Genomic DNA, 23,964 nt, shown 5'->3' with positions numbered 1-23,964 from the left:
TGTGTCCGCACATACGCCGATTATCTTCGACAACACAGTGATCAGCTCGGGAAAGGAACGACCATGCAGCGCAGCACTCTCGGTGGTCTCGACGTGTCAGCTCAGGGACTGGGCTGCATGGGAATGAGTGAGTATTACGGTGCCGCCGACTGGGACACCAGCATCGCCACCATCGGCCATGCCATCGACATCGGGATCACCTTGCTCGACACCGCCGACCAGTACGGTTCGGGCCACAACGAAGTGTTGGTGGGCCGCGGTATCGTCGGCCGCCGCGACGATGTCCAGATTGCCACGAAGTTCGGCATCGACCGCAGCGGCGGTGACGAGAACAGGGTCTATCGCGGTGATCCGCCGTACGTGAAGCGGTCCTGCGACGCCTCGCTGTTACGGCTGGGCGTCGACCACATCGACCTCTACTACCTGCACCGGCCCCCGCAGAACACCGAGATCGAGGAGACCGTCGGTGCGATGGCCGAACTGGTGCAGGCCGGCAAGGTCCGCTACTTGGGTCTGAGCGAGGTCAGTGCCGAGTTGTTGCGCCGGGCCCACGCGGTGCACCCGATCGCCGCCGTGCAGAGCGAGTATTCCTTGTGGACACGCGATGTCGAGCAGGTGACCCCGGTGATGGCCGAGCTGGGCATCGGGCTGGTGCCCTATGCGCCGCTGGGCCGGGGCTTCCTCACCGGGGCTGTGCAGACGACACAGTTGGATCCGAACGACTTTCGTGCGCGTAACCCGCGCTTCACCGGTGACGCGCGCCAGCAGAATCAGGTCATCGCCGACACCGTCCGCACGGTTGCCGAGCGGCTCGGCATGCTGCCGGCCGAGGTCGCCCTGGCCTGGGTATATGCGCAGGCGCAGCGGCTGGGCGTTTCGGTGGTGCCCATCCCTGGCACCCGGCACGCCAATCGGGTGGACGAGAATGCCGCCGCAGTGGATGTCGAGCTGGACGAGGACGCTTTGACTCAGCTGCAACCCCTCAGCGACAGGGTGGTGGGCGGCCGTTACGCCGACCATGGTGTGCGCTGAGACAACTTGGGCGCTCCGGCAGTGGGAAGCTCTTCGGGATCAAGACAATTCGGGCGCCGGCAGCGGTAGGTCGCTCGCCCCTTGCGGACGTAGTCCGTCGAAGATGATTGCCAGGTAGCGCCGCCACAGGTCGGGCGGCGGATCGGGCAGGCCGTCCATCACGTGCACGGGTGCGCACATCAGCAGGAAGACGTCGGTTCCGGTGACGTCGGACCGGATTGCCCCGGCGGCGCGGGCGTTGGCCACGAGCGTCTCCACCCCCGCATGCACCTCATCGCGGATCGCTATCACCCTGGCGTCGCCGGCGCTGTACGTCTGCAGATAGGTCAAATCATGCTGGCGTCGTTGGTCGGCGGCGATGGTGAGAAATTCCAGCAGGGCCGCACCGGGGTCGGGGGCATCTGCCAACCTGTGCACCGCGTCGGTGAGCGTGACCAGATGCTCGCAGACCAGGGAGGCGATCAGATCATCCTTGGAGGCGAAGTGCCGAAACACCGTGCCCTTGGCGACCCCGGCGCGGCGGGCGATGTCGGCAATCGACGCCTCGACGCCACGCTCGGCGAACACTTCCTCGGCGGCGGCCAGGAGTGATTCGCGGTTGCGCGCAGCATCGGCGCGTAGAGCACGAGCGGAGGGCGTCACCCCGGCATGGTACCAAGTTGACCGCTTGGTCATCTTCTGTCTAACCTGATCAACATGACCGATCGGTCATCTTTGGGTAGGCCTCGAAAATACTGCGGAGGACAGATGAAACTGGCAGGCGCCACAGCGTTGGTCACCGGCTCCAATCGCGGGATCGGCACGTCATTCGCCACCGGACTCCTGCGTCGTGGGGCCAAGGTGTATGCCACCGCACGGCGGCCCGAGCTCGTCGACATCCCGGGGGCCGAGGTGCTGCGCCTGGACATCCTTGACCCGGACTCGGTACGGGCTGCCGCCCAGATCGCCGGAGACGTCGACATTCTGATCAACAATGCGGCCGACACCGCAGGGGGCAACCTGGTGACCGGTGACATGGAGGCGATCAGGCGGGTGATGGAGTCGAATTACTTCGGCACCCTCAACGTCATCCGGGCCTTCGCGCCGGTTCTGGCACGCAACGGCGGCGGTGCGATCCTCAATGTGCTGTCGGCGGTCGCCTGGCTCGCGGTCGACGGCAATACCGCCTACGCGGCGGCCAAGTCGGCCGAGTGGGGGCTCACCAACGGCGTGCGCATCGAATTGGCCGGCCAGGGAACACAAGTCGTCGGTCTCATGCCCGGACTCATCGGCACCCAGACCCTGTACGACTTCGCCCAAGCGGCCGGAATCGAGTTCCCCGACGGCGCGGTCACCGAACCGGCCGCACTGGTCGAGCTGGCCCTCGACGGGCTGGAAGCCGGCGAGATCGAGATCGCCGATGCGATCGGACTTCAAGCCAAAGCCACACTGGCGGGGCCGCCGCAGGCCTTCTCGCTCTGAACGCGCGTCCCTCCCCGTTGCGGCGACCACCTCACGGAATCCGCCCGTCGTGTCCGTTCGGCATGCACTGGCTCCATAGCCTGACCTAAGGTGCTTGAAGGGCGAGCCCACGCCCAGGCAATCGGCAGAAAACGTCCAGGCGCATCTCACCGGCAGGATCGTTGGGGGCGGCTGAGGGCGAACGCAGAGGTGACCGCATGGCAGCCGTCAAACGCCACCACACCGCGCGGCGTGCCCTCGACCATGTCGCGTTGCCCCTGCGTGGCCGGTCCGACGAACTTGCGGTGGTCGACGAAGTTATCACGCAGGTGAAGAACGGGGGCGGTTCCTTCCTGATGCTGGAGGGGCCACCGGGGATCGGTAAGTCTCGCATCCTCTCGGAGATAGCGGTGAAGGCGTCCTCCGCCGAGGTTCGACCCCTTCTCGGCAAGGCGTTCGAAGATCAGCAGGCAGCGCCGTTCGCGCTGCTGTTTGCCACCTTTCTCGGAGCCGAACCGCCGATCGGCGACGTCGAGGCAATGCGAAGGCTCAGCGCCGATCCCGACCGCCACTACTGGCTCGTCAACGATATGCAGTCGGCCGTCGCAGCTGCGGCGGCGGAAACACCGCTGTTGGTGCTCGTCGACGACGTTCAGTGGGCTGATGCTGCCACCTTGATGGCCTTCCGCGCCCTCATGGCCGACCTGGCGTTCGCGCCCATCGCGTGGGTCCTGACCGCCAGGTCAGGAGAGAGGGCTCCGATGGTCCGAGACGCCACCGAGGCGATGCTGACGGGATGGGGGGCGGCTGCGCGGCGGCTTCGACTGGACGCTCTTGGTGCCGACGCTGCCGCGGGCATCGTGCGGGACATCCTGAATGCCGATCTCGACGAAAATCTGTTGGCGCTGACCGCTATGGCGCGGGGCAATCCCTTTCTGTTGTCGGAGTTGACGCAGGGCCTCGAGGAAGAGGGTCGCATTCGCGTGGACCACGGCGTGGCATCAACGGAGGGAAAACGCGTGCCCCGGCGGCTCTCCGACACCATGGAACAGCGACTTGATCGGCTCTCACCGGCCACGCGCCAGCTTGTTCACGTGGCGTCGATACTGCCGGATCACTTCTCGGCGAGCCTGTTGGCCCGGATGGTCAAGCGGCATCCCTCCAGTCTCATCGATTTCGTCGGCGAGGCGGTGCAGGCGGATCTTCTCGACGAGGTGGGGGATCGCTTGCGCTTCAAGCATGACCTGGTGCGTCATGCCGCTCGTGACGCGGTTCCCGTCGCGGTACGCCGTGTGCTCGAACGTGAGTCGGTCGACGTCCTGCTGGACGCCGGTGCCACGGCCGAAGAGGTCGCGCCGCAGCTCGCGCGTAGTGCCGACATAGGTGACGACAAAGCGGTCGCCACGCTGCTGACGGCGGTGGAGTCCTTGTCCCGGACTGATCCGTCACGGGCGGCGGACATGAGTTGCCAGGCGATGAAACTGTTGCGGCCCGGCGAGCCGCAACGGACTGATGTTGTCGCACAATCGATCTGGTTGTTGAACCGTGCGCAGCGTTACGCCGAGGCGTGGGAGCTCTTCCAAGAGTCCTTGGCGGCAGAGCTACCCGAGGAGGGTGAGGCTCGGATTCGCCTGAGCATGTCGAAGCTCTCGGATCGCGTGGCGGGAGAGCGTGCCGAAGAGAATGTGCGGTCCCTGGCTCTGACAGGAGTCACGCCGGAGACGCGCGCGCACCATCTCTGTTGGCTGGCCTACAACGTGATGATGGACGGTCAGACCGACCGCGCGAGGATCGCGGCCGCCGACGCCAAGGACGCGCCGTCGGCAGACACCAGTGTGCAGGTACTGGCCGGTCTGGCGCTGGCCAACGTCGAGTGTGCCGAAGGTTGCGGAACGCGAAGCCTGGCAGCCCTGGCTGAGGTGCGGCGTCGGATTCGAGCCGACGATATCGGCGCTGCTCTCACCCACCTGGCGAACTTCCATCACGCGAACGTCGCTCTGACGCTCGGTCGGTTCGACGAGGCGACGACGGCGATCTTCCGCGGAATTGACGCGGCTCGACGGGGTTATGACGGTGTGATTGCGCAGAACTTCATGCATCTGGCCGCGGTCCACGCGGCAGCCGAAGGAAAGCTCAACGAAGCCCGCACCATCGTGGAGTCGCTGCCAGGCGGTGCCCGATTCATGAACAACGGGGTGTCGGGCCTCATACAGGTGGTCCTGTTGGCCGAGTTGGCGGCCCGCACCGACGATCGAAACCTGGCCAGGATGACAGGTATCGCCGCTGACTACCTGATGGACCGCGGCCCGGCACGTCGCCGGGCGGCCTGCGGGGCGAAGGCGTTGATCGCGTGGTACCACGGTGACGCGGCACGTGCGGCAGATGCGCTCGAACAAGGCGGCGGACTTCTCGGGACACCGCTGCTTGCAATGGATCTCGACCGTATCGTTCTCGCAGCCCGGATCGTCGCAGGCGCGGACGAGAGACCACTGCACGAACTCGTGACGTCGGCGATCGACGCGTTGGAACGCGACCGTGCGGGGACACCGCTGTTCGCCGCGGTAGGACTGCACGCCCGAGGGTTGCTCGGCGGCGACACGGCCGGCCTCGGTGCCGCAGTGGCCGCCTACTCGCGATGTCAGCGGCCGCTGCTGTTCGCGGCCGCGTCCGAAGATCTCGGCGTGGTGCTCGCCGCCAACGGTGACACCGAACGGGCCCTGGTTCATCTGTCCGAGGCCTTCGACACGTTCAGCCGCGGGCAGAGCACGGCGGATGCTCGCCGTGTCGGGCGCGTCCTGGCGGATCTAGGTGTGCATCGTCGGATCGTCCGCGTGCGGCAGAGCGCGGGATGGGCAAGCCTGACCAGGATGGAGTGGCGTGTCGTGGAGCTCGTCGCGGACGGCGCCACCAACCGCGAGGTTGCCGAGTATCTGTCGCTGTCACCGCATACCGTGAACACCCATCTGCGTAATGTCTTCGCCAAGTTGAGCGTGCGCTCGCGCGAACAACTGGGCAGGATCTTCCGGGAGACGGCGGCCACGGGTCGAGATGGCGCGGATACCGCGCGGATCCGGTGACGCAGGTTGCAGGCGAGCTAAAGATTCGAGGTCTCGCGCCATAGGTCAATTCCGCCTTCCTGCGCATACTGATCGATATCGGTCAGTTCATCGGACGTGAACTCCAAGTGATCGAGGGACTCCAGCGAGTCGTCGAGTTGTTCGACTGTGCGCGCGCCGATCAGCGCAGAGGTGACGCCCGGGTCACGTAGCACCCAGGCGATGGCCATCTGTGCCAGTGATTGGTTGCGGCGTTTCGCAATCTTCGCCAACGCTCGTACCCGCCGAATATTGGCCTCGGACAGAACATCTGAGCTGAAGGTGCTCCGTTCGGAAGTGCGAGTCGTCGATGGTGCCCCGTCGGCGTATCTGTCGGTGAGCAATCCCTGGGCAAGTGCGGAGAATCCGATACAACCCACCCCCAGGTCACCGAGGGTATCGAGCAAGCCATTTTCGATGTGCCGGTTGAACATTGAGTACGAGGGCTGATGAATGAGCAGGCGCACCCCCTCGGCTTCGAGCAATTCGGCGGCGCGACGCGTACGTTCCGGGCTGAATGACGAGACGCCGACGTAGAGCGCCTTGCCTTGGCGGGCGATGTCGGCCATTGCGGCCATCGTCTCCTCCATCGGGTCGTCAGGCCAGGGGCGGTGTGCGTAGAAGATGTCGACGTAGTCGAGTCCGAGGCGGCGCAGGGATTGATCGATCGAGGCCATGAGGTGCTTGCGGGAGGCGCCGACCCCGTACGGTCCAGGCCACATCTCGTATCCGGCCTTCGAGGAGATGATCAACTCGTCGCGGTGCGCCCGGAAGTCCGCCCGGATGATCGTGCCGAGGTTGACCTCTGCGCTGCCGTTCGGCGGTCCGTACATGTTGGCACAGTCGAAATGGGTCACCCCACGATCGAATGCGTGTCGGAGTACGGCGCGCCCGTCCTCGAATGCGTCGACTCCGCCAAAGTTCTGCCACAGACCCAACGAGATCAGGGGGAGGCGCAGCCCGCTGTTCCCGCACCGGCGGAACCGGGTCTGGTCGTATCGATGTGGATCGGGACAGTAATGCATGATGGTGCCCTACCTGTCGACGGGCAGCGGGGCATCCAGGGATACCAGACCGCCGGCGCGGAGCTCATGCCAGAAATCGTCCGGCACATCGGTGGTCAGCGCCGCGTGGTCCTCCATGATGCGCTGCGGTCTGCTGGCACCTGGGATCACCGCGGCGACTGCGGGGTGGGCCATCGAGAATTGCAATGCGGCGGCCTTGATCGGGATGTCGAATGTGGCCGTGAGTTTTCGGATCTCGTCGACTCTCGCCACGATGTCAGCTGGGGCGCGCTGGTACTCGAAATGGTCACCGCCGGCGAGGATGCCTGAGCTGTAGGGGCCGCCGACCACGATGTCGACGCCTGCCTCTTGTGCCGCGGGCATCACCCGCTGAAGGGCGTGCTCATGATCGAGGAGCGTGTAGCGCCCGGCCAGCAGGCTCGCGTCGGGTTTCGCCTCGGATAGACCGAGCGCCAGTTCGATCGGCTCGGTGCGGTTGACACCGAGTCCCCACGCCTTGATGACGCCCTCGTCTCGCAATTCGGACAGGACGCGGAAGGCGCCCGTGCGAGCCGCTTCGAAGGCAGCCAACCACGAGTCACCATGAAAATCCTGGGCGACGTCGTGAACCCACACGAAGTCGAGTCGGTCGACGCCCAGCCTGGTCAGGCTGTCGGAGACCGATTTCAGGGTGCCGTCTCGCGAGTAATCGTAGACCCATGCGTTTGGCCGGCCGTGCGCGAAAATGCCGCCCTCGTCGTCGCGTGATGTGCCGGCGTCCGGCACGTCGAGAATGATCCGGCCGACCTTGGTGCTCAGGACGTAGTCGTCACGGCGCCGGTGGGCAAGTTCGCGTCCAAGGCGGATTTCGGCCAGTCCCGCACCGTAGAAAGGGGCGGTGTCGAAGTAGCGGGTCCCGGCCTGCCACGCCGCATCTACCGTCGCCGATGCCTCGTCGTCGGGGATGTCTCGGAACATGTTGCCCAGCGGTGCCGTGCCGAACCCGAGCGGCCCGTTCCTCAGATGATCTCGCACACTCATGGGCCGACCCACACTGTCTTGGCGGTCATGAACTCCTTCATGCCCACGTCGGACAACTCACGGCCGTAACCGCTGCGCTTGATGCCGCCGAAGGGAATCTCGGGATAGCTGGCCGTGTGGCCGTTGATGAACGCCATCCCTGACTGGATGTCACGGATGAACGACGTGCGCTCGGACTCATCCTCGCTCCACAGATTCGAGCCGAGACCGTAGGGATGTTCGTTGGCGAGATCCACTGCCTCGGTGAGTGAGGAAACCGGAAACACCTGCGCGACCGGACCGAACACCTCCTCCCCGAACATTCGCATCGTGCGGGTCACATCGGTGATCACGGTCGGCGGATAGAACCAACCTGGACGCTCGAGGCGTTTCCCACCCGTGAGCACGGTGGCGCCCTTGTCGACGGCATCGCACACGTAGGCCTCCACGTCGGCGCGACCCGCTTCTGTTGCCAGCGGCCCGATATCGGTTCCCTGCTGCCTGGGATCACCCACGACCAACGCCGCCATCTTCGCCACGAACGAGGAGAGGAAGACGTCATAGATGTCGGTGTGGACGAAGAAACGTTTGGCATTCACGCAGGATTGCCCGTTGTTCAGCGTCCGCGCTCGGACTGCGACGTCGGCGGCCCGCTCGATGTCGGCCGACGGCATCACGATGAACGGATCGGATCCGCCCAGTTCGAGTACCACCCGCTTGATTTCGTCGCCCGCGATGGCGGCCACCGACCGCCCGGCGGGTTCGCTGCCGGTCAGCGTGGCGGCTTTGACGCGCTCGTCGCGAAGCACCTGCTCCACTCGGCCCGAGGAGATGAGGAGCGTCTGGAACACGTCATCGGGGAAGCCTGCCTCGCGGAAGAGCTGTTCCATGTAGAGGGCGGTTTGCGGCACGTTGGAGGCGTGCTTGAGCACTCCGACGTTGCCCGCGGTGAGGGCGGGTGCGGCGAATCGCATCGCCTGCCACAGCGGGAAATTCCACGGCATGACCGCCAGCACCACACCGAGCGGCTGATAGGTGACATACGTTCGCTTGGCGCCGACCGCACTGGCGGCGCCGCTGACGTCAGACAGGTACTGCGCACCGCGCTCGGCATAAAAGCGCAATGCGGCAACACATTTGTCGACTTCCCCGCTGGCCGATCGCAGTGTCTTGCCGACTTCGAGGGTGATCAGTTCGCTGACGGTGCCGGCATCGCGCTCCAGTACGTCGGCTGCGGCGCTCAACCAGCCGGCGCGCTGGTCCATCGTCGTCCGACGGTAGGAGCAGGCCGCTGCGGCTGCTCGTGCGAGCTTGTCTTCGAGTTCGTGGGGCGAGAGTTCATCGAACGTCTTGAGTACCTCGCCGGTGGTGGGATTGGTCGTCGCAATGGCCATGGTCGGGCTCCTGGCTCAGTCGAACACGACGACCGCGCGACCGACGATGTCGCCACGGCCCAGTGCTTGCAGGGTGTCGTTGACGTCGTCGAGTTTCACGGTGTTGATGTGATGCTTGATCTGCCGATCACTCGCGAGCGCCAGGACTTCCTGCAAGTCATTGTGGTTGGCCCAGAACGATCCGAAGTACGACTTCTCGCCGCTGACGAACGGAAATATCGGGAGCTGGAGAGTATCGCCCATCAGGCCGACCTGTGCCAGTGCGCCTTCTGGGCCCAGGATGGCAGCGGCCAGACTCAGCGAATCGGGCGACCCGGCGCAGTCGAGAACGGCGTCCACGGTGCGCCGTCCGGTGGTGCGTTCGAGTGTGTTCTGGACATCGTCGACTGAGAGGTTTCGGACGTTGACCGTGTGATGGGCACCGTATTCGCTGGCAAGGTTCAGCTTCTCATCACTGCGCGCGAACGCCACCACCGTGGCGCCGGCACCGAGGAGCCGAGCGTATTGGACGGCGTACCCGCCGAGGCCGCCTATTCCGGTGACGACAACGGTGCGTCCGGCTCCTAGTTTTCCGGCATCACGCAGCTTCTTCATACCGCGGTAGGGCGTGGCACCGGCGTCGGTGAGCGGGGCGAGATACTGCGGTTGTTGGTCGGGCTGGCCGGCCATACGCAGGACGTGGTCATATGGGGCAACCATGTACTCGGCGAAACCTCCGTTGGGGCCGAATCCGACGAGTTGTCCGTTGCTGCAGAGCTGTTGGTTGCCCTCGTTGCACTGCCGGCAGACTCCGTCGCCCCAGTTCGGGTCGACGATCACCAGATCGTGTTCGGACAGGCCCGCTGATTGTGGGACATCGGCGCCGATATCGGTGATGGTGCCCGCCACCTCGTGGCCGGGGATGAAGGGGAAGTCGATGGGCAGGCCCGCGCGGAAGTAACCGTCCACCAGCTGGTAGTCACTGCGGCACATGCCGGTGGCGGCAACCTTGATCAGGACTTGGTTACGCCCGACCTCGGGCACATCGACCTCCTCGATCTCCAGCGGCTGGTGGTAACCGTGCATGCGCGCGGCTCGCATCTTCATGTTGTGCTCCCATCGATGTGCTGATTGATGTGTCGTCGAGGTCCGGCCGGCAGGCTGCTCGGGCGGCACCACCGGCACCAGCGGAGAGCCACCATGATGCGGCCGACCCGCAGCATCCAGGCATGACGCTGTCCTTGCGGGATCTGTCAGTCAGTTCCAAACCTGACAGCCATCACGGCGAACTTCCATCGCATGGCGCGCGATATTTAGCGGACTCTCACTCGGTTCCCCCCGCCACGCGCGCCTGGTGCTGGTCGTGAGCGGGCGGGCTCGACGTGGACGTCGGGAAGTTCGGCCCCGTGCTTTGAGGACCTGTGTCCCTAGTTCTTCGTGGGGCATCGGGGCGATGATCGCAGCATGACGACAGCTGACACCGATCTCACGCTTATCGAATCCGCCATGCCGGTGTTCGACGCCATGATCGCAGAGCACGTGGCGGTCGCTGCAGACCCTTCGAGCACGTTCCGCGCCGCGCGGGCGCTGGACCTGCTCACCGTGCGTACGCCGTTGTTGGCGGCCTCGATGTGGGTGCGCGGTTTGCCCGCCCGCTTGTCGGGTAAGACGGCGCCGCGGCTGCCCCGGCTCGTGATCGGCCAAGGAGTTGGGCTGCCTGGCTGGTTGGAGTTGGGAGAGGCGGAGGGCCGCGAGATCGCATTCGGCGCGGTGGGAAGCTTCTGGCGACCGGTCATCGAATGGCGTGACGTGGCGCCGGAGGATTTCAGCGCGTTCGCCGAACCCGGTTGGGGAAAGATCGCCGCCAATTTCTCGGTGCTGCGGTACGGGCAGCACAGCACTCTGCTGAGCTACCAATGTCGTACCGTGACGACGGATCCCGACTCGAGACGCAAATTCCTTCGCTACTGGTGGCTGATTCGCCCGTTCGTCGCCCACATCATGCGGGCGACGGTGAACAAGATCAAGGCCGACGCCGAGGCGGCACAAGTGGACGGAGAGCGGTTATGCGCGTTCTCGTTGCATACGGTTCCAAGCGTGGCGGCACCTCCGGGTTGGCCGACATGATCGGTGCCGCGTTGACAAAGGCGGGATGTGAAGCCGTGGTCACCTCAGCCGGTGACAACCCAGACGTAGCCGATGTCGACGCGGTGATCGTCGTCGGCGCCCTCTACGCCAACAGGTGGCACCCCGACGCTCGCCGCTTCGTTCGGCGGAATTCTGCAGCGCTGCACAAGTTCCCAGTGTGGCTCGTCAGTACTGGGCCCCTGGACGACTCGGCCGAACGTCACGTCATTCCGCCCACCAGGCAGGTAGCCAAGCTGGCCGCTCGGGTCGATGCCCGTGGCCATGTCACGTTCGGCGGTCGCCTCGCCCGGGACGCCAAAGGCTTCCCGGCCAGCGCGATGGCCAAGAAGGTCGCCGGTGATTGGCGGAGCCAGGCGCATGTCCAGCGCTGGGTCGAATCCGTGGTAAGCCAGCTCAACTCGGCGAAAGCGGGACACTAACCCGGCCCACGCGTGCGACCATCCGCCGATGACAATCGGCGGTACAACGATTCATGAGGTGAGGTCGATGACGATCTTGCCGATCGGCCCCCGGTCGAGGTGATCGAGTGCGGCTGGAAAGTCGGACATGGGGTAGCGGGTGTCGATCGCAGGTTTCATCTCTGCCCGATCGATTGCGGTGACGAGGCGTTCGAGCGAGCGGCGGTGACCGGGCGTACGCATCGTCGCCGCCTGGTCCACATCGGCACCGCCGGCTGGCGAAATCGACGCCGTCAGTGGCCGGGGTTGCTGTAAATCGAGAACCCGTACGTTGTCAGGGGCGCAAGGGCAGGGGAGACGCCCCAGCCGTTCTGGCTTGTCTGTTCTGATGCCTGGGTGGCGATGACGAGGAGTTCCCCGCGGTCGGCGGCAAATGCGTACCACTGGAAGTTGTTTCGCAAAAGGTCCTGCTGCATGGGTGTTTCGGAGGGGTATCGGGCAATGAGCAGGTGTGGGTCGCCGGATGCGCGGGTTCTGGCCCGGCACTGCGCGCTGAAGGTAGCGTACCGCAATAGCAGTCCGTGGGCGGTGAACAGATAGAGGTGCCCGAAGCCCTGAAAGCTCCCGCCGCCGAGACTGATTGATCGCAGCTGTGGTTCGCATACTCTCGAGATCCACTGGGCGGGCGTGCCCGATACGGCATCTACGTTCTCGAAGTTCGGATCCGTCCGAGGGCCCAGCATCGTCGGGGTTCCGGAGATGAGTTGGCGCGGGATCGCGACGGTGGTCACAAGCGGGGCCAGCAGAAGGCAGCACAACCAGATCAGTGCGGTCTTCGGCCGTGTTGCTGCCATGTCGAGATTATCGCTGCGGCAGCGCGCATTGAACAGGATCGATTTGCTCTTTCGGTGCGGGTCGGGAGAGCCGGCGGGTTATTCCTCGATGGCGGAGAGCAGAGCTATGACCTTCTCGAGTGCGGGATGGGCGGGTTCACGCCAGATCAATTCGACGGTGGCCAGCAGGGGAGGGGTCGGCGGGCACGTTCAGTGTCGACGCTCTGGTGAAGTCGGCATCGATCGACGACTACGACGCGTTGCTGCTTCCCGGCGGCACGGTGAACCCCGACCAGCTGCGAATGGATTCTTCAGCGGTGGGCTTCGTCCGTGATTTCATGAACGCCGGTAAGCCGGTCGCCTCCATCTGCCACGGTCCTTGGACCCTGGTCGAAGCGGGCGTCGCGAGCGGCCGGACGCTCACGTCCTACCCGAGCATCCGCACCGATCTACGCAATGCCGGTGCCAATGTCGTCGACGAGGAGGTGGCGCGAGACGGGAACCTGGTCACCAGCCGCTCGCCGGATGACCTCCCGGCGTTCTGTGCGGCGATCGTGGAGTTGTTCAGTCGCGCCGTACAGTCCGCCCGGGTCGGAGGCGACTCGTGAGCAATCCGATAAGCACAGTGACGCAGGTGGGTCTCAACGCCGCGGGCCAGTTGGCCCGCCAAGTGCAACGCAGGCTCGGTGGCGGAGCCCCACAAGCCGGGGACCCCGAGCCGCGCTCGCGGTGGCGCAGCGTGACGATCAACAAGACGGCGGAGGAGGTCATGCCGGGCGGTCGGGTGCCCGAGCCGCTCGCGCGGCTCGGCGACCGCATCGAGGTGCAGCTCCGCACGGCTGCTGGCGGTAAGGGCACCGAACTCGCCGCGCGGCTGCGCCAGCCGGAGCCGGGCGGGCTCGGCGCGGTCGCGAGCCGGGTGTCGGGCGATGACCCGCGCCAGCAGCTGCGAGCGGCCCTGCGCAAGGCGAAAGAACTGATCGAAGTGGGGGAGATTTTGCGGGTCGACCCCGCACCGCACGGTACCCGTAGCGCCACCCCGACCGGCAAGCTGGTCGAGCTGGCGACCCGTCGCTCAGGTGGGGAGGGAGTGCTGTGAAGGCCCTCTGTTGGACAGGAGTCAACGAGACCTCGGTGGAGACCGTCGACGACCCGAAAATTCTCAACGACGGCGACATCATCGTCAAGGTCAAATTGTCGACGACCTGCGGATCTGACCTGCACCTGCTCGGCGGCTACATCCCGACGATGCGGTCCGGCGACGTACTCGGCCATGAGTTGATGGGCGAAGTGGTCGACGTCGGCTCGGCTGTCCACAACCACCGGGTGGGTGATCGGGTTGTGGTCTGCTCGTTCATTGCCAGCGGACAGTGCTGGTACTGCCAGAACAAGCTGTTCTCGTTGTGCGACAACGGGAATCCCAACCCCGCGTTGACCGAAGGCATGTGGGGATCGGCGATCGGCGGATGTTTCGCCTATAGCCACGCGCTGGGTGGATACGCCGGTAGCCATGCCGAGTACATTCGCGTGCCCTACGCCGACCACGGCGCATTCCCTGTGCCGGAGGGGGTTTCGGACATGGCGACACTGTTCGTCTCCGACGCTGCCCCCACGGGATGGACCGGTGCCGACGGAGCCGGCATCACCCCGGGCGACATCGTCGCCGTGTGGGGTGCCGGCGGTGTCGGTCAAATGGCTGCCCGGGGTGCGATGCTCATGGGCGCCGAACAAGTCATCGTCATCGACCGGTTGCCCGAACGTCTTGCCCAGGTTCGCCAGCACGTCGGCGCCGAGACGTTGGACTACTCCCAAGACAGCGTCGTGGCCGAGCTGAAGGAGCGCACCGGCGGCCGGGGCCCGGACGTGGCGATCGAGGCCGTCGGCATGGAGGCGCACGGTACCGGGCCGGCGTACCTCTACGATCAGGTCAAGCAGCAGTTGCGACTGCAGAACGACCGTCCCACCGCACTCCGAGAGGCCGCCTATGCCTGCCGCAAGGGCGGCAGCCTGTTCGTCCTGGGTGTGTTCGGCGGGGTCGTCGACAAGTTCCCACTCGGCGCGATCATGAACAAGTCGATAACCCTGCGCGGGGCACAGCAGCATGGTCAGCGCTACATCCCCAGGATCCTGCAACATATCGCCGACGGGGAACTGAACACCGAACATCTCGCCACCCACGTCATGCCGTTGGATCAGGGCCCCCAGGGTTATCGGATGTTCAAGGAGAAGTCGGACGGCTGCGTGCGTGCCGTCTTCGATCTCGCGGGGGTTTCCTCCGGCGGTGAGAACCGTGTTCGGTAACCGCGGCGCCTGGACCAAGCTCGTCGTCGAGCCCGCAATGGCCGGCTGATCGGGCCGGGAACCAACCTAAGGAGGAGTCATGGTACGAGTTGGACTGTTGGTTCGAGTACACGCAAAACCGGGCAAAGAGGCAGACGTTGCACAGTTTCTGACAGACGCGCAGGCGATCGTCGAGCAGGAGCCCGACACGCGGGCCTGGTTCGCCATCCAATTCGACGCGTCCACGTTCGGCATCTTCGACGTGTTCCCCGACGACGCCGGGCGGCAAGCACACCTGGCCGGTGGCGTGGGCACCGCACTCGGGCAGCGTGCCGAGGAACTGTTCACCGCGTCACCTGCCGTCGAGAACGTCGAGGTTCTCGCATCCAAGCTTCCGGCATAACCCCCGGGACGCGCGCTGGAAAGCTCGGTGGAAGAGGGGAAGTCGGTCACGCTGGCGATCGATCGGGCGGCGGATTTCTTCTGTCGCACGGCCGCATCGAACTTGGCCCCTCAGTGATCGCTTAGGGCTGTACCGACGAAAGTCGATATCTGCTGCCTGGCTTCTTTCGATTCCGGTGCAGGCAACAGGATGAAACCGTGGAATCCGGCTGGGACTTCGACGAGCGTGACGTCGACGCCGGCAGCGCGCATGCGGGCCGTGGCACCACGGGAGTCGTCGAGTAGGCAGTCGTGGGTTCCGACGGCGATCAACGTACGAGGAAAGTCGGCGAATGAGCCGTAAAGCGGCGATAATTGGGGCGACGTGAGGTCATGATCACCGGCATAGGCGGCTGCACTACGTGACAGACCGTTGCGCGACAGCATATCCCGGTGTTCATTCCGCACGAAGCTGTCGGAACTGTTGGTGAGGTCGGCCCAGGGGACCATCGTCACCAGACCTTTCGGCGCGTCACCGCCCAGATCGAGCACACGTCGTACCAGAGACATGGCCAGTCCACCCCCTGCCGACTCCCCGACGATGACCGTCGGTCGGTGACGCGCCACCAACACCCGTCGGGCATCAAGCGGTGAGGCCGGCCGGCGTCCATGAAAGCCAAGCGGGGGAGCCGACCACTAACCCTGCTTCCATCTCTGTGATGACGCGGGGTGCCGCAAGCGGCACCGTTGTCGGACGGCTATGGGCGACCGCTGCCCGATGGGGGAGCAGCGGTGATCGTCGAGAGCTGCTGATCGTCAGAGTCTGCGACAGGACCATCGACCAGATCCAGCTCGTACTTCACCTCGTAGATGTATTTTCCGCCGACGAAGTCGGTCCGCTCCGATCCCTCGATCGTCCAGCCGGCTCGCGCATAGAAGCGTCGTGCCCGGCCGTTCGTCGCCAGAACCCACAGATAGGCGGTGCCATAGCCGGCCTGACGCAGCGCTCGGCAGGCAGCCGTCAGCAGTGTCCTTCCCACGCCCTGATCCCAGTGCGCGGGATCGACGTATAAGGACCACACCTCGCCGGCCTCGGGGTGGTTCCGGTCGCGGGATCGGCCGAGGGTGACATGCCCGCAGACCGCGTCCTGATTGATGGCGACGAGCGTGTACGGCCCGTTGGTGGTGTCCATGCGCTCGAAGTTGTATCTGCTGGCGCGTTCCTCCGCGCGGAGGGCGTCCAGGTACCCCTGTGCGATGAGGCCCGCGAACCCCACTTGCCAGGAACGAACATGGGTTTGTGCGACGGCCAGCGCATCACCCGGTACCGCATCTCGCACAGTGAACATGCGTTCAGTATGGGTTCATGTTCGTTCGAAGGCGACTTTTCGTGCTGGACAACCCAGGTGCGGTAGTGCCGGCCAGCCCACCGCATCGCAACGCAATTCGCTGGGGGAGGGGCTAGCGGCGATTCGGGCGTGCCGGGGGGCCCACTTGTTACCCCCATGCGCGTCGCCGCCGGGACGATACTGGCCGCCAACAGGCATACCGACAAAAGGCGAGAGAACATGACCACAGCACGCGATGTCGACGTCCACCACGGTCGGGCCTGGGTCGACCCGGAGAAAGCGGTTCGTATCGGCTATACGGTTGTCGCTCCGCCTGAACCCACCAAGACCGTCGTGCTTCTGCACGGCGCGCCGCAAACACGCTACGAGTGGCGCAAGGTCATGATGCCGCTAGCCGCCGCCGGTTATCGGGTAATCATGCCCGACTATCGCGGAGCCGGTGCGTCCGACAAACCCCGTGACGGGTACGACAAGTGGACCATGGCCGGTGATATCCACCGTCTTGTGCGCGAGACGCTAGGCGTGGCGGAGCCGATTTCGCTTGTCGGCCATGACCTCGGGTCGACACTGGCCCTGGGTTTCGCGCTGCGGTACCGCGATGAGGTCGTCAGCGCCACGTTCATGGAAGCACCGCTGCCAGGCACGGCCTATTACGAATGGCGGGTGGCACAGAAGTCGGCATGGCAGTTCTCCTTTCATGCCAATCCGGACATCGCGGTGTATCTCACGCACGGACGGGAACGGTGGTACATCAATCGCTTCTTCGACGAACTGACCCACCAACCGGATGCGATCTCCAATGCGGACCTTGATGTCTACGCCCGCGCGTACGAAGCGCCTGGAGCCATGCGCGCCATGTGTGAGATCTACCGGGAACTCGACCGCGACGCCGAGGACAATCGGACCGCGCTGCAACGGCACGGCAAGCTCACTGTCCCGGTGTTGGCTTCGGGCGGTGCGTCCGGACCCCTGGCTCGCAACTTCCGGCCGATGTGTGAGGAGGTTGCGGAGTCGGTGACCGAGCATCTTGTCCCAGACTGTGGGCATTGGGTAGCTGAGGAACAGCCGGCGTACTTCACCGCGACGTTCTGTGAATTCGATGCCGCGGCTCGCGCCGAGAACAGATAGCACTGTCGGTGCACCTGATCGCGGGCGGTGGGTCGGTCTATTCCCGGTCTGAGGGGGTGTATCACCACCCCCGCACGCCCACCGGATCGCGCCTAACGTGGTCGCAGTTGCGCCAGTCGGCCGCAACGAGGGGTCGAGAACCGCAATGGAAACGCAGTCAAATGGAGGTAACGACGATGGTCGACGCGAAGCCGCAGACGATCAGTATTGCTGGGAAGACGGTGTCGCGGTTGGGTTTCGGTTCCATGAGATTCACCGGCCGCGGAATCTGGGGCGAGCCCCAGGACCGGGACGAATGTATCGCCGTGGCCCGTCGGGCGGTCGACCTCGGCGTGCAGTTCATCGACACAGCAGACTCGTACGGCCCGCATGTGGCCGAGCAGATCTTGTATGAGGCGCTGCACCCATACCCCGATGACGTGGTCATCGCGACGAAGGCGGGCCTGACCCGTAACGGCCCCGATGTCGTCGACACCGATTCGGGACCGAAACGGCTCGGCCCGGCTGCATGGCCACCGGTCGGACGCCCCGAATACCTGCGCCAGCAAGTACTGATGAGCATGCGCCGCTTGGGGGTCGATCAGATCGATCTGTTGCAGTTGCACCGGGTGGATCCGAAAGTGCCGTTGGCAGAACAGATCGGTGAGCTCAAGGCGCTCCAGGATGAGGGCAAGATCCGCGAGATCGGCATGTCGCAATGCACGGTGGCGCAGCTCGAGGAGGCACGGCAGATCGCCGAAATCGTCAGTGTGCAAAGCCGGTTCAATGTGATCGACCGGAGCGCCAACGACATCCTTGAGGTGTGTGAACGCGATGGGCTCGCGTTCATTCCATGGGCGCCGGTGGCGCAAGGCGGTCTTGCTGCCGCGCACCAAGCCCTCGCCGACATCGCACAGGCACACCAGTGCACGGTGGGTCAGGTGGCGATCGCCTGGTTGTTGCACGTTTCACCGGCGATGCTGCCCATCCCCGGCACATCGCGCCGCACGCATCTGGAAGAGAACATGGCCGCGGCTGACGTGCAGTTGACACCGGAACAGATCGACGAGCTGAGTTCGGCTACCTCGTCGGGGTAGCTGTCGTCAGCGGTTCCAGCAATGCGACGGCGTCGGGTGACGACCCGTTCTCGAGTGGGCAGTAGACGAACAGCCGTTGGTCGGGCGCATCGGCCACCTCGAGTGCTTCGAAGTGTAGGTGCAGTTCGCCGACATGCGGATGATGGAACAGTTTGTCCTCACTGGTGCGTGGACGTACATCGTGGGTCGCCCACAGTCCGGCGAATACGGAACTGCGAGCGGAGATCTCATCGACCACCTCGGCGACGCGGTCGTCAGTCGGGAACCGGGTCAGTCCTGCGCGGAGGTTGCCCACGACCTGGGTGGCGACCTGGTGCCAATCGGCGTAGAAGTCTCTGGCGGCAGCGTCGAGAAACACCATGCGTGCCAGGTTGTCAGTGTCATGGAAACCGCTGTACATCGCACGACCGGCCGCGTTGATGGCCAGGATGTTGAGGCCAATATCGACGACGATTGCCGGTACTCGCAGGCCGGAATCAAGGAGAAGTCGGACGCCCGCCGAGGCTGAGGTCGCGCGAGCTGGCGTCGCGAGGGGGGCCGGATGAACAAGTGAGATGAGGTAAGCGGTCGCGTGCTCGTCGAGTTGCAGCGCACGTGCCAGCGCGCGAAGCACCTGTAGCGACGGACGGTGCTCCCGACCCTGTTCGAGCCGTCGGTAGTAGTCGGTGCTCAATCCGGCAAGGAGGGCCAGCTCTTCTCGGCGAAGGCCCTGCACTCGCCGCCCTTCGCCGGGTATGAGGCCGACGTCCTGTGGTGTCACCGCTTCACGCCTCGCTCGCAAGAACGAGCGCAGCTCAGCCGACCGATCCGTCATAGCCCCATCCTTGACGGACTCCCTGCGACTGGCAAGGCCACACGCTGCTCAGCGGGAAACCAGGGCGCATCAGGTGAGCGATCGTTTCCTCGCCGACGGCGACCGATTGCTGCACGGCACCGTAGCCATAAGGTCTTCACAGTCGAGACTGGTGGACCTCAGGGGACCGCCGGGAAGCATGCCTCATCTTCAGGCTTCTGAGACAACGATGGCTGCCGCCGGGCAACCGTGCGCGGCGGCCTGGATGGCATCGACGTCGTCGGGCTCCACCGACCGCTCGGTGCGCTCTGCGCGCCCGCCTGAGAATTGGAAATGATTCGGCGCCAGGACTATGCACAAACCCGCGCCGATACATCCGCGGGATACTTCCGCGTGCCACATTTGGTTGGATAACACGAGACTCCCATTCGTTCGATGAGGGCAGAACGGTAGACGTCACGGAAGGCACGAGGTCTGCGGATCGTCCCGGCGCCAATCAGGTGCCCATCCGGTATGTGGCCCGACGCAGGCTGAGCCCTAGGTGGCGGGTGGCGCCGGCCAGGTGACGCCGACACTCTTCATTCCTTGCATCACATCCATATCCGGGTTGGATAGCAGCACGTCCCGGAATCTCGGGCTTCCAACGACTACCGACTTGAACGACCGCAGGAACGCGTCGATCTCCTCTGCCTCCCGCTGGGGGATGGCAAACTCCTCGAACGCCGGGGTGACGATGTCGTTGAACAGGGCATCCCAATACTCCTCGGTGATGCCCATGCCGCGGTGGGAGGTGGCCATATCTGGGCCGTGGTAGGTGTGAGGACCGCCCCAGTGCATACCCAGGAACTCAACGAAACCGCTGATCTCCTGCTGGACTTCGGCCTCGGTCTTGTGATTCCAGATATGACCGATGGTGGGGTTCAGCATCGCGCGAGTCACCAATGTCCGCGCCAGGAATTGGACCGTTTCGAGTCCTCCCAGCCGGTCATAAAGGCTTGCTTGCTCAGTTTGTTGCTCGGTCATGACTCTCCTTGCTGTATCGGCGATCTGTGGACACATAATGACATATACGACAGCAGTGTGCCGTGGATTGGCTCAGTTCATTGACCGAATGCTCTGCGCGACATGGCCGGTCGATGGCTCGCGCTGTCGAACAGGGGCAATCGGGCCCGTACTATCGTGGCCGCAGGGAAATCCATAGCCATTCCTCATATCTCCCGGATGTGCTTGCCGCACTGCGTGCTCGGTGAAGTACCTGGCCCTGCAGGAGTCACGACGGCGGTCATGAGGCCTCGATGTCGGCGCAATTGGGTGTGGTGGGTACTCCGTTGAAGCGATCGGCGATCCACGCCATGCTTCGCTCACCGTCGACAAACGGGGGGAGCAGCGTGTTGATATCGAGCTTGTTGAATAGCGGTGGTTGTTCGTTGGTCCACAGGGTCACATCGCTGCCTTTGTGGCAGTAGTCCAGCGCCGTTTGGCGTGCGGACTGGTACGGGGCGAAGGGGTCCCAGCGGTTGTGGGTGATATAAACGGGCCCTGCAGGTTTGAGGTTACCGATTCGCTGCTGGGCCAAAATGCTCTTGAACGGATCCGTCGAGGCCATCTCGGTGAGGTCGCTCTTGAAGTACGGCTGCAGATGACGGAAGGCGTAGTCGACGGCGCCCTGAAGAAGGCACGTGTGCCCACTCCAGTCGAGCATCTGCACCCCTCGTGGGGTCAGTGAATCCCAGATGGGCTGTTCTGTCTCGGGGTAGGAGGCCATGATGCCACGCAGAACGTAGCCCAACGCCACGGCCAGAAAATTGCCGTCGATGCCGGGAATGGCTGCAGCGATGTCGGTGATCGGTCCGCCCGCATATGTGCCGACGACACGTAGCTCCGGCCCGTAGGTTGGGGCGAGTTCGGCGGCTGCGAGGGCTGCGGAGCCTCCTGAGGCCCATCCCCAGAACGCCACTGGTCCGCTGCTGTCCAGGGATGTACCGGGCAGCTTCTTGGCAGCTCGGGCGGCGTCGATCAGTGCGGTGCCTGACGCGACGCGGTTCATGAATTGCGGTGACTGCGGTCCGTGAATGCCCATACCCACACCGTCGGTGACAACAATGGCGTAGCCACGGGCCAGCAGAGTGGCGATGAAGCCCTCTTCATAGTTGAGCATCAGGTCGAATCCTTGGGAAAAATGGATTCCCTGGTTGAACATCCTCGAGGGCGCACATTGTTCACCCATCCCGTAGGGGCCGGTGGCGTACGCCAGCAGGGGACGGGGCCCGTTGCCGGGCCATGGCACGTCGGGCTCTATGTAGGTGCCGGTCACCGCGACCGGATTTCCACGAGCGTCGGTGCTGCGGTACATGATTCGTGTTCCGGTGCCCACAAATGAACCCAGCTGGCCGGACGGTTCGAGGACCAATCGAGAGGGCTCAGTGCGGATCAAGTCTCCTGGGCCACCTGCAGGCAGCGGGTCTGGCGGTGTGTAGAACGCTTCGTACAACTGGTCGTCAGCACGGACCGTCGCTGGAGTTATCAATGCGGATGTGACGGCCAGCATCGAGGTGACCGCGATGAGCACAACAACTTTCGCGCATGATCCGTTACTCTTGCACTGGCCGACGAAGCTCGGTCGCGGAATTCGGTCACGAATCCGCCTTCGGCGGGGAAGCGGCGTGTGTCCGGGGTGATCCATTGGTGACCTTCCTATGTGGTGGCGCGGCTGTAGGCGGGGCGTGGGGCTGACGCGGAGAAGTCGGGACACGGCCTGATAGGCGGCGTCCACCGAAATGAAAGTGGCGGCGCGACGAGAACACCGAGCATCCTGAGGGGGAGCGTCGACCCTGAGGGTCGTGCTTACGCTCGCACCATCGATGAGTTCCTCACCAGCGGTGAGGAATTAGTAAAGGCAGCCTTTGTCGATAGCGATAGGTTCGAGAATTGCCTTGTGATGGTCGCGGTTTGGCGGAGTTGCCAGTGCTTGTGCCGTGCGGGCGTCGATATCCTTGCGATCGAGCACGCTCCCGTCGGCCATGAGGCGTTCGAGAGCGGCAAGCCAGTGCTCGTAATACGACCATTGCGGTGCCGCAAGGTCACTCGCCGAACCCTCCCACATTGCAATGGATTCGATCAGTGCTTGCTGAAATGCGGTCCATTCGTAGGATCCGGCCTGGTGAAGGGCTACCGCCAGGGCAAATGCCCTTATCTCCCAGGGCTGTTCGAATGCCTTATCGCCGGTTCGTCCGCCTGGGAGGTCACAGACGAGGGCGTCGACGGCGACGCGGTGGTCCTCGGCGGCATCGTTCGCGGTCTTGCTCATCGAGCAGCTTTCGCTGGGCCGACACCGATCATCGAGTCCCGAGTGACGAGCTCGGCGAGCTGGTCCTCGCTCCACCCTTCGGTGCCGGCCGGACGCTGCGGCAGAACCCAGTAGCGCATTTCGGAGCTGGAGTCCCAAACCTGGATCTCTGTGGTCGCTGGGATGATGTAGCCGAAGTCTTCGGTGAGGACCGACCGTGGATCGCGCACGATGCGAGCGCGGTATTGGGGTTCTTTGTACCAATTCGGTGGTAGCCCCAAGACGGGCCATGGGTAGCACGAACAAAGGGTGCACACGATGACGTGGTGGGTTTTCTCGGTGTCTTCGAGAACGACCATGTCTTCACCCTGCAGGCCACCGATCTCCAGCTCGCGGCAGGCGCTGGTCGCATCCCGCAACAACCGAGTTCGGAATTCGGGGTCGGACCAGGCTTTCGCGACGACCTTCGCCCCGAGCTGCGGGCCGACTTCGTTCTCGTAGATGTCGACGATGCGGTCAACCATCGACGTGCTGATGACCCCCTTTTCGATCAGCAGCGACTCCAGCGCTTTGACACGCGCGGCAATCTCCGCCTGCGATGGCTTTTCGCCACTCATGCGCTGGCTCCTTCTCCGGCGGTAGTCGCCGGTTCGATATACGGTTCCCACACGTCGAAGCAGACCAAGGCATTCGGGTCACCGTAGTCGGCCCCCCACAGTTCCTTGCTCGAAAAGGCGATGGTGTAGACGTGTTCGGGTTCTTCGCCGAGACCGTTGCCCGCTGTGTCGGGGTAGATGAATGCACCGTGGTGGGCGATGATCTCACCGCTCCGGCCACGTACGTAGCGTGCTCGTCGAGTGTGTCCGAATGGGCTGCTCTCGATCACGTATGCCTGGTCACCGACCGAGAATCGTGGTGCCCTGTCGATCTTCCGGGCTGCACTCGCACCCATGGGGACGACAATGTCGACGAAGTCGACCAGTTCTCGAGGCTGCGGGTGCTCGGGTAGGGGAGCGTCTGGATTCTCCAGGTAGTACTGGGTCCGCCGGTCCAACTCTGTCGGATCCACCGCGCCTGCCGCGATTGCGTGGTTCTCGATCGAGTGCAGCCAGTGCTCGTAGTAGGGCGCCACCAAGTAAGTCGCCGGGTCCATCTTCTCAATCCCGTGTCTGAATGAGTCGACGCCGAAGTATCCAGCCCTGAAGCAGGCTGGAAACATCGTGAAGACGTGCTTCTCCCAGTCGGCGCGGAACAGCGGTTCGTCGTCGACCACGTTGACCGCACCCAGGCCGTCGGTTCCCCCTAGGTCGAAAACCCCATTCATCGGT

Annotated in this window: 26 protein-coding genes and 1 pseudogene; 11 read left to right on the top strand and 16 right to left on the bottom strand. The window is 64.3% G+C overall.

What is annotated here, in order from left to right; translation table 11 throughout:
• The first annotated feature begins 63 nt into the window (after positions 1-63).
• The gene (locus SBI67_RS12640) at positions 64-1,032 is read left to right on the top strand and encodes an aldo/keto reductase (protein WP_318980884.1); all 969 of its coding nucleotides are present in this window, start codon (positions 64-66) and stop codon (positions 1,030-1,032) included.
• 39 nt (positions 1,033-1,071) lie between these two features.
• Here SBI67_RS12640 and SBI67_RS12635 read toward each other — a convergent pair whose 3' ends face one another.
• Positions 1,072-1,674 carry a TetR/AcrR family transcriptional regulator gene (locus tag SBI67_RS12635; RefSeq protein WP_318980883.1) on the bottom strand — a complete coding sequence of 201 codons (603 nt, stop codon included), beginning with the start codon at positions 1,672-1,674 and terminating at the stop codon, positions 1,072-1,074.
• Positions 1,675-1,779: 105 nt separating this feature from the next.
• On the opposite strand from SBI67_RS12635, the gene SBI67_RS12630 reads away from it, so the two are divergent.
• Together SBI67_RS12630 and SBI67_RS12625 are read left to right on the top strand one after the other, a co-directional pair.
• Positions 1,780-2,493, top strand: coding sequence for an SDR family NAD(P)-dependent oxidoreductase (locus SBI67_RS12630; protein WP_318980882.1), 714 nt, complete (start codon positions 1,780-1,782; stop codon positions 2,491-2,493).
• 197 nt (positions 2,494-2,690) lie between these two features.
• Entirely contained in the window at positions 2,691-5,549 is a 2,859-nt protein-coding gene (locus tag SBI67_RS12625; protein ID WP_318980881.1) for a helix-turn-helix transcriptional regulator, read from the top strand.
• Positions 5,550-5,566: 17 nt separating this feature from the next.
• Here the strand turns inward: SBI67_RS12625 and SBI67_RS12620 are convergent, their stop codons facing one another.
• The 4 genes from SBI67_RS12620 to SBI67_RS12605 are packed head-to-tail and all read right to left on the bottom strand — an operon-like array spanning position 5,567 to position 10,071.
• Complete coding sequence (locus SBI67_RS12620) at positions 5,567-6,592, bottom strand: aldo/keto reductase (protein WP_318980880.1); 1,026 nt, start codon at positions 6,590-6,592, stop codon at positions 5,567-5,569.
• Between the two features lie 9 nt (positions 6,593-6,601).
• Positions 6,602-7,612, bottom strand: coding sequence for an aldo/keto reductase (locus SBI67_RS12615; protein ID WP_318980879.1), 1,011 nt, complete (start codon positions 7,610-7,612; stop codon positions 6,602-6,604).
• Entirely contained in the window at positions 7,609-8,985 is a 1,377-nt protein-coding gene (locus SBI67_RS12610; RefSeq protein ID WP_318980878.1) for an NADP-dependent succinic semialdehyde dehydrogenase, read from the bottom strand. The genes SBI67_RS12615 and SBI67_RS12610 overlap by 4 nt, the downstream gene beginning before the upstream one ends.
• Before the next feature lie 15 nt (positions 8,986-9,000).
• Entirely contained in the window at positions 9,001-10,071 is a 1,071-nt protein-coding gene (locus SBI67_RS12605) for an NAD(P)-dependent alcohol dehydrogenase (RefSeq protein ID WP_318980877.1), read from the bottom strand.
• A gap of 399 nt (positions 10,072-10,470) precedes the next feature.
• On the opposite strand from SBI67_RS12605, the gene SBI67_RS12600 reads away from it, so the two are divergent.
• Complete coding sequence (locus SBI67_RS12600) at positions 10,471-11,091, top strand: hypothetical protein (RefSeq protein WP_318980876.1); 621 nt, start codon at positions 10,471-10,473, stop codon at positions 11,089-11,091.
• Entirely contained in the window at positions 11,031-11,531 is a 501-nt protein-coding gene (locus tag SBI67_RS12595; RefSeq protein WP_318980875.1) for a flavodoxin domain-containing protein, read from the top strand. Before SBI67_RS12600 ends, SBI67_RS12595 begins: the two co-directional genes overlap by 61 nt.
• Before the next feature lie 51 nt (positions 11,532-11,582).
• Here SBI67_RS12595 and SBI67_RS12590 read toward each other — a convergent pair whose 3' ends face one another.
• Both SBI67_RS12590 and SBI67_RS12585 read right to left on the bottom strand, forming a co-directional pair.
• Positions 11,583-11,771 (bottom strand): zinc-binding dehydrogenase, encoded by a 189-nt coding sequence (locus SBI67_RS12590; protein WP_318980874.1) that lies wholly within the window; start codon positions 11,769-11,771, stop codon positions 11,583-11,585.
• A gap of 32 nt (positions 11,772-11,803) precedes the next feature.
• Positions 11,804-12,364, bottom strand: a complete 561-nt coding sequence (locus SBI67_RS12585) for a hypothetical protein (protein WP_318980873.1) — start codon at positions 12,362-12,364, stop codon at positions 11,804-11,806.
• A gap of 119 nt (positions 12,365-12,483) precedes the next feature.
• Here SBI67_RS12585 and SBI67_RS12580 point away from each other — a divergent pair.
• The 4 genes and pseudogenes from SBI67_RS12580 to SBI67_RS12565 all read left to right on the top strand — a co-directional run.
• A pseudogene (locus tag SBI67_RS12580) lies at positions 12,484-12,951 on the top strand (type 1 glutamine amidotransferase domain-containing protein); the annotation flags it as partial.
• Positions 12,948-13,442, top strand: coding sequence for an SRPBCC family protein (locus tag SBI67_RS12575; RefSeq protein WP_318980872.1), 495 nt, complete (start codon positions 12,948-12,950; stop codon positions 13,440-13,442). The pseudogene SBI67_RS12580 and the gene SBI67_RS12575, both read left to right, overlap by 4 nt.
• Complete coding sequence (locus tag SBI67_RS12570; RefSeq protein WP_318980871.1) at positions 13,439-14,644, top strand: zinc-dependent alcohol dehydrogenase; 1,206 nt, start codon at positions 13,439-13,441, stop codon at positions 14,642-14,644. The genes SBI67_RS12575 and SBI67_RS12570 overlap by 4 nt, the downstream gene beginning before the upstream one ends.
• A gap of 79 nt (positions 14,645-14,723) precedes the next feature.
• Positions 14,724-15,026: a putative quinol monooxygenase gene (locus tag SBI67_RS12565; protein WP_318980870.1), complete on the top strand. Its 303-nt coding sequence runs from the start codon at positions 14,724-14,726 to the stop codon at positions 15,024-15,026.
• 110 nt (positions 15,027-15,136) lie between these two features.
• On the opposite strand, the gene SBI67_RS12560 is transcribed toward SBI67_RS12565, so the two are convergent.
• Positions 15,137-15,631 carry an alpha/beta hydrolase fold domain-containing protein gene (locus SBI67_RS12560; RefSeq protein ID WP_318980869.1) on the bottom strand — a complete coding sequence of 165 codons (495 nt, stop codon included), beginning with the start codon at positions 15,629-15,631 and terminating at the stop codon, positions 15,137-15,139.
• A gap of 131 nt (positions 15,632-15,762) precedes the next feature.
• Entirely contained in the window at positions 15,763-16,353 is a 591-nt protein-coding gene (locus SBI67_RS12555; RefSeq protein WP_318980868.1) for a GNAT family N-acetyltransferase, read from the bottom strand.
• A gap of 156 nt (positions 16,354-16,509) precedes the next feature.
• Here SBI67_RS12555 and SBI67_RS12550 point away from each other — a divergent pair, with 156 nt between their 5' ends.
• Both SBI67_RS12550 and SBI67_RS12545 read left to right on the top strand, forming a co-directional pair.
• Entirely contained in the window at positions 16,510-17,481 is a 972-nt protein-coding gene (locus SBI67_RS12550) for an alpha/beta hydrolase (protein WP_318980867.1), read from the top strand.
• Between the two features lie 176 nt (positions 17,482-17,657).
• A complete protein-coding gene (locus SBI67_RS12545) occupies positions 17,658-18,557 on the top strand; it encodes an aldo/keto reductase (protein WP_318980866.1) in 900 nt (299 codons plus the stop codon).
• Here the strand turns inward: SBI67_RS12545 and SBI67_RS12540 are convergent.
• From SBI67_RS12540 to nthB, 7 genes are all read right to left on the bottom strand, one after another.
• Positions 18,541-19,371 carry a helix-turn-helix domain-containing protein gene (locus SBI67_RS12540; RefSeq protein ID WP_318980865.1) on the bottom strand — a complete coding sequence of 277 codons (831 nt, stop codon included), beginning with the start codon at positions 19,369-19,371 and terminating at the stop codon, positions 18,541-18,543. The two genes, SBI67_RS12545 and SBI67_RS12540, sit on opposite strands and share 17 nt — an antisense overlap.
• A 189-nt stretch (positions 19,372-19,560) precedes the next feature.
• Entirely contained in the window at positions 19,561-19,752 is a 192-nt protein-coding gene (locus SBI67_RS29100; protein WP_413232483.1) for a ferredoxin, read from the bottom strand.
• A 135-nt stretch (positions 19,753-19,887) separates the two neighbouring features.
• On the bottom strand, positions 19,888-20,373 hold the full coding sequence (locus SBI67_RS12535) for a group I truncated hemoglobin (protein WP_318980864.1): 486 nt from the start codon (positions 20,371-20,373) through the stop codon (positions 19,888-19,890).
• Between the two features lie 259 nt (positions 20,374-20,632).
• Complete coding sequence (locus SBI67_RS12530) at positions 20,633-21,898, bottom strand: lipase family protein (protein ID WP_318981322.1); 1,266 nt, start codon at positions 21,896-21,898, stop codon at positions 20,633-20,635.
• A gap of 339 nt (positions 21,899-22,237) precedes the next feature.
• On the bottom strand, positions 22,238-22,657 hold the full coding sequence (locus tag SBI67_RS12525) for a nitrile hydratase accessory protein (protein ID WP_318980863.1): 420 nt from the start codon (positions 22,655-22,657) through the stop codon (positions 22,238-22,240).
• Positions 22,654-23,253: a nitrile hydratase subunit alpha gene (gene nthA, locus SBI67_RS12520; RefSeq protein ID WP_318980862.1), complete on the bottom strand. Its 600-nt coding sequence runs from the start codon at positions 23,251-23,253 to the stop codon at positions 22,654-22,656. The genes SBI67_RS12525 and nthA overlap by 4 nt, the downstream gene beginning before the upstream one ends.
• Entirely contained in the window at positions 23,250-23,960 is a 711-nt protein-coding gene (nthB, locus tag SBI67_RS12515) for a nitrile hydratase subunit beta (RefSeq protein ID WP_318981321.1), read from the bottom strand. Before nthB ends, nthA begins: the two co-directional genes overlap by 4 nt.
• Between the last annotated feature and the right edge of the window lie 4 nt (positions 23,961-23,964).

The sequence above is a fragment of the Mycolicibacterium chengduense genome, from assembly GCF_033741155.1.
GTDB lineage: Bacteria > Actinomycetota > Actinomycetes > Mycobacteriales > Mycobacteriaceae > Mycobacterium.
Note: the sequence above shows the minus strand (reverse complement) of the source record. Positions and strands in the feature narration are given on the sequence as shown.

Excerpts from the sequence above, each read along its gene's own strand:
- SBI67_RS12640 (WP_318980884.1), top strand. The coding sequence starts at position 64 with ATGCAGCGCAGCACTCTCGGTGGTCTCGACGTGTCAGCTCAGGGACTG.
- SBI67_RS12535 (WP_318980864.1), bottom strand. The coding sequence starts at position 20,373 with ATGACCGAGCAACAAACTGAGCAAGCAAGCCTTTATGACCGGCTGGGA.
- SBI67_RS12585 (WP_318980873.1), bottom strand. The coding sequence starts at position 12,364 with ATGGCAGCAACACGGCCGAAGACCGCACTGATCTGGTTGTGCTGCCTT.
- SBI67_RS12555 (WP_318980868.1), bottom strand. The coding sequence starts at position 16,353 with ATGTTCACTGTGCGAGATGCGGTACCGGGTGATGCGCTGGCCGTCGCA.
- SBI67_RS12605 (WP_318980877.1), bottom strand. The coding sequence starts at position 10,071 with ATGAAGATGCGAGCCGCGCGCATGCACGGTTACCACCAGCCGCTGGAG.
- SBI67_RS29100 (WP_413232483.1), bottom strand. The coding sequence starts at position 19,752 with ATGTGGCACGCGGAAGTATCCCGCGGATGTATCGGCGCGGGTTTGTGC.
- SBI67_RS12620 (WP_318980880.1), bottom strand. The coding sequence starts at position 6,592 with ATGCATTACTGTCCCGATCCACATCGATACGACCAGACCCGGTTCCGC.
- SBI67_RS12595 (WP_318980875.1), top strand. The coding sequence starts at position 11,031 with ATGCGCGTTCTCGTTGCATACGGTTCCAAGCGTGGCGGCACCTCCGGG.
- SBI67_RS12525 (WP_318980863.1), bottom strand. The coding sequence starts at position 22,657 with ATGAGCAAGACCGCGAACGATGCCGCCGAGGACCACCGCGTCGCCGTC.
- SBI67_RS12610 (WP_318980878.1), bottom strand. The coding sequence starts at position 8,985 with ATGGCCATTGCGACGACCAATCCCACCACCGGCGAGGTACTCAAGACG.
- SBI67_RS12630 (WP_318980882.1), top strand. The coding sequence starts at position 1,780 with ATGAAACTGGCAGGCGCCACAGCGTTGGTCACCGGCTCCAATCGCGGG.
- SBI67_RS12550 (WP_318980867.1), top strand. The coding sequence starts at position 16,510 with ATGCGCGTCGCCGCCGGGACGATACTGGCCGCCAACAGGCATACCGAC.
- SBI67_RS12615 (WP_318980879.1), bottom strand. The coding sequence starts at position 7,612 with ATGAGTGTGCGAGATCATCTGAGGAACGGGCCGCTCGGGTTCGGCACG.
- SBI67_RS12600 (WP_318980876.1), top strand. The coding sequence starts at position 10,471 with ATGCCGGTGTTCGACGCCATGATCGCAGAGCACGTGGCGGTCGCTGCA.
- SBI67_RS12545 (WP_318980866.1), top strand. The coding sequence starts at position 17,658 with ATGGTCGACGCGAAGCCGCAGACGATCAGTATTGCTGGGAAGACGGTG.
- nthA (WP_318980862.1), bottom strand. The coding sequence starts at position 23,253 with ATGAGTGGCGAAAAGCCATCGCAGGCGGAGATTGCCGCGCGTGTCAAA.
- SBI67_RS12625 (WP_318980881.1), top strand. The coding sequence starts at position 2,691 with ATGGCAGCCGTCAAACGCCACCACACCGCGCGGCGTGCCCTCGACCAT.
- SBI67_RS12565 (WP_318980870.1), top strand. The coding sequence starts at position 14,724 with ATGGTACGAGTTGGACTGTTGGTTCGAGTACACGCAAAACCGGGCAAA.
- SBI67_RS12540 (WP_318980865.1), bottom strand. The coding sequence starts at position 19,371 with ATGACGGATCGGTCGGCTGAGCTGCGCTCGTTCTTGCGAGCGAGGCGT.
- nthB (WP_318981321.1), bottom strand. The coding sequence starts at position 23,960 with ATGAATGGGGTTTTCGACCTAGGGGGAACCGACGGCCTGGGTGCGGTC.
- SBI67_RS12530 (WP_318981322.1), bottom strand. The coding sequence starts at position 21,898 with ATGCTGGCCGTCACATCCGCATTGATAACTCCAGCGACGGTCCGTGCT.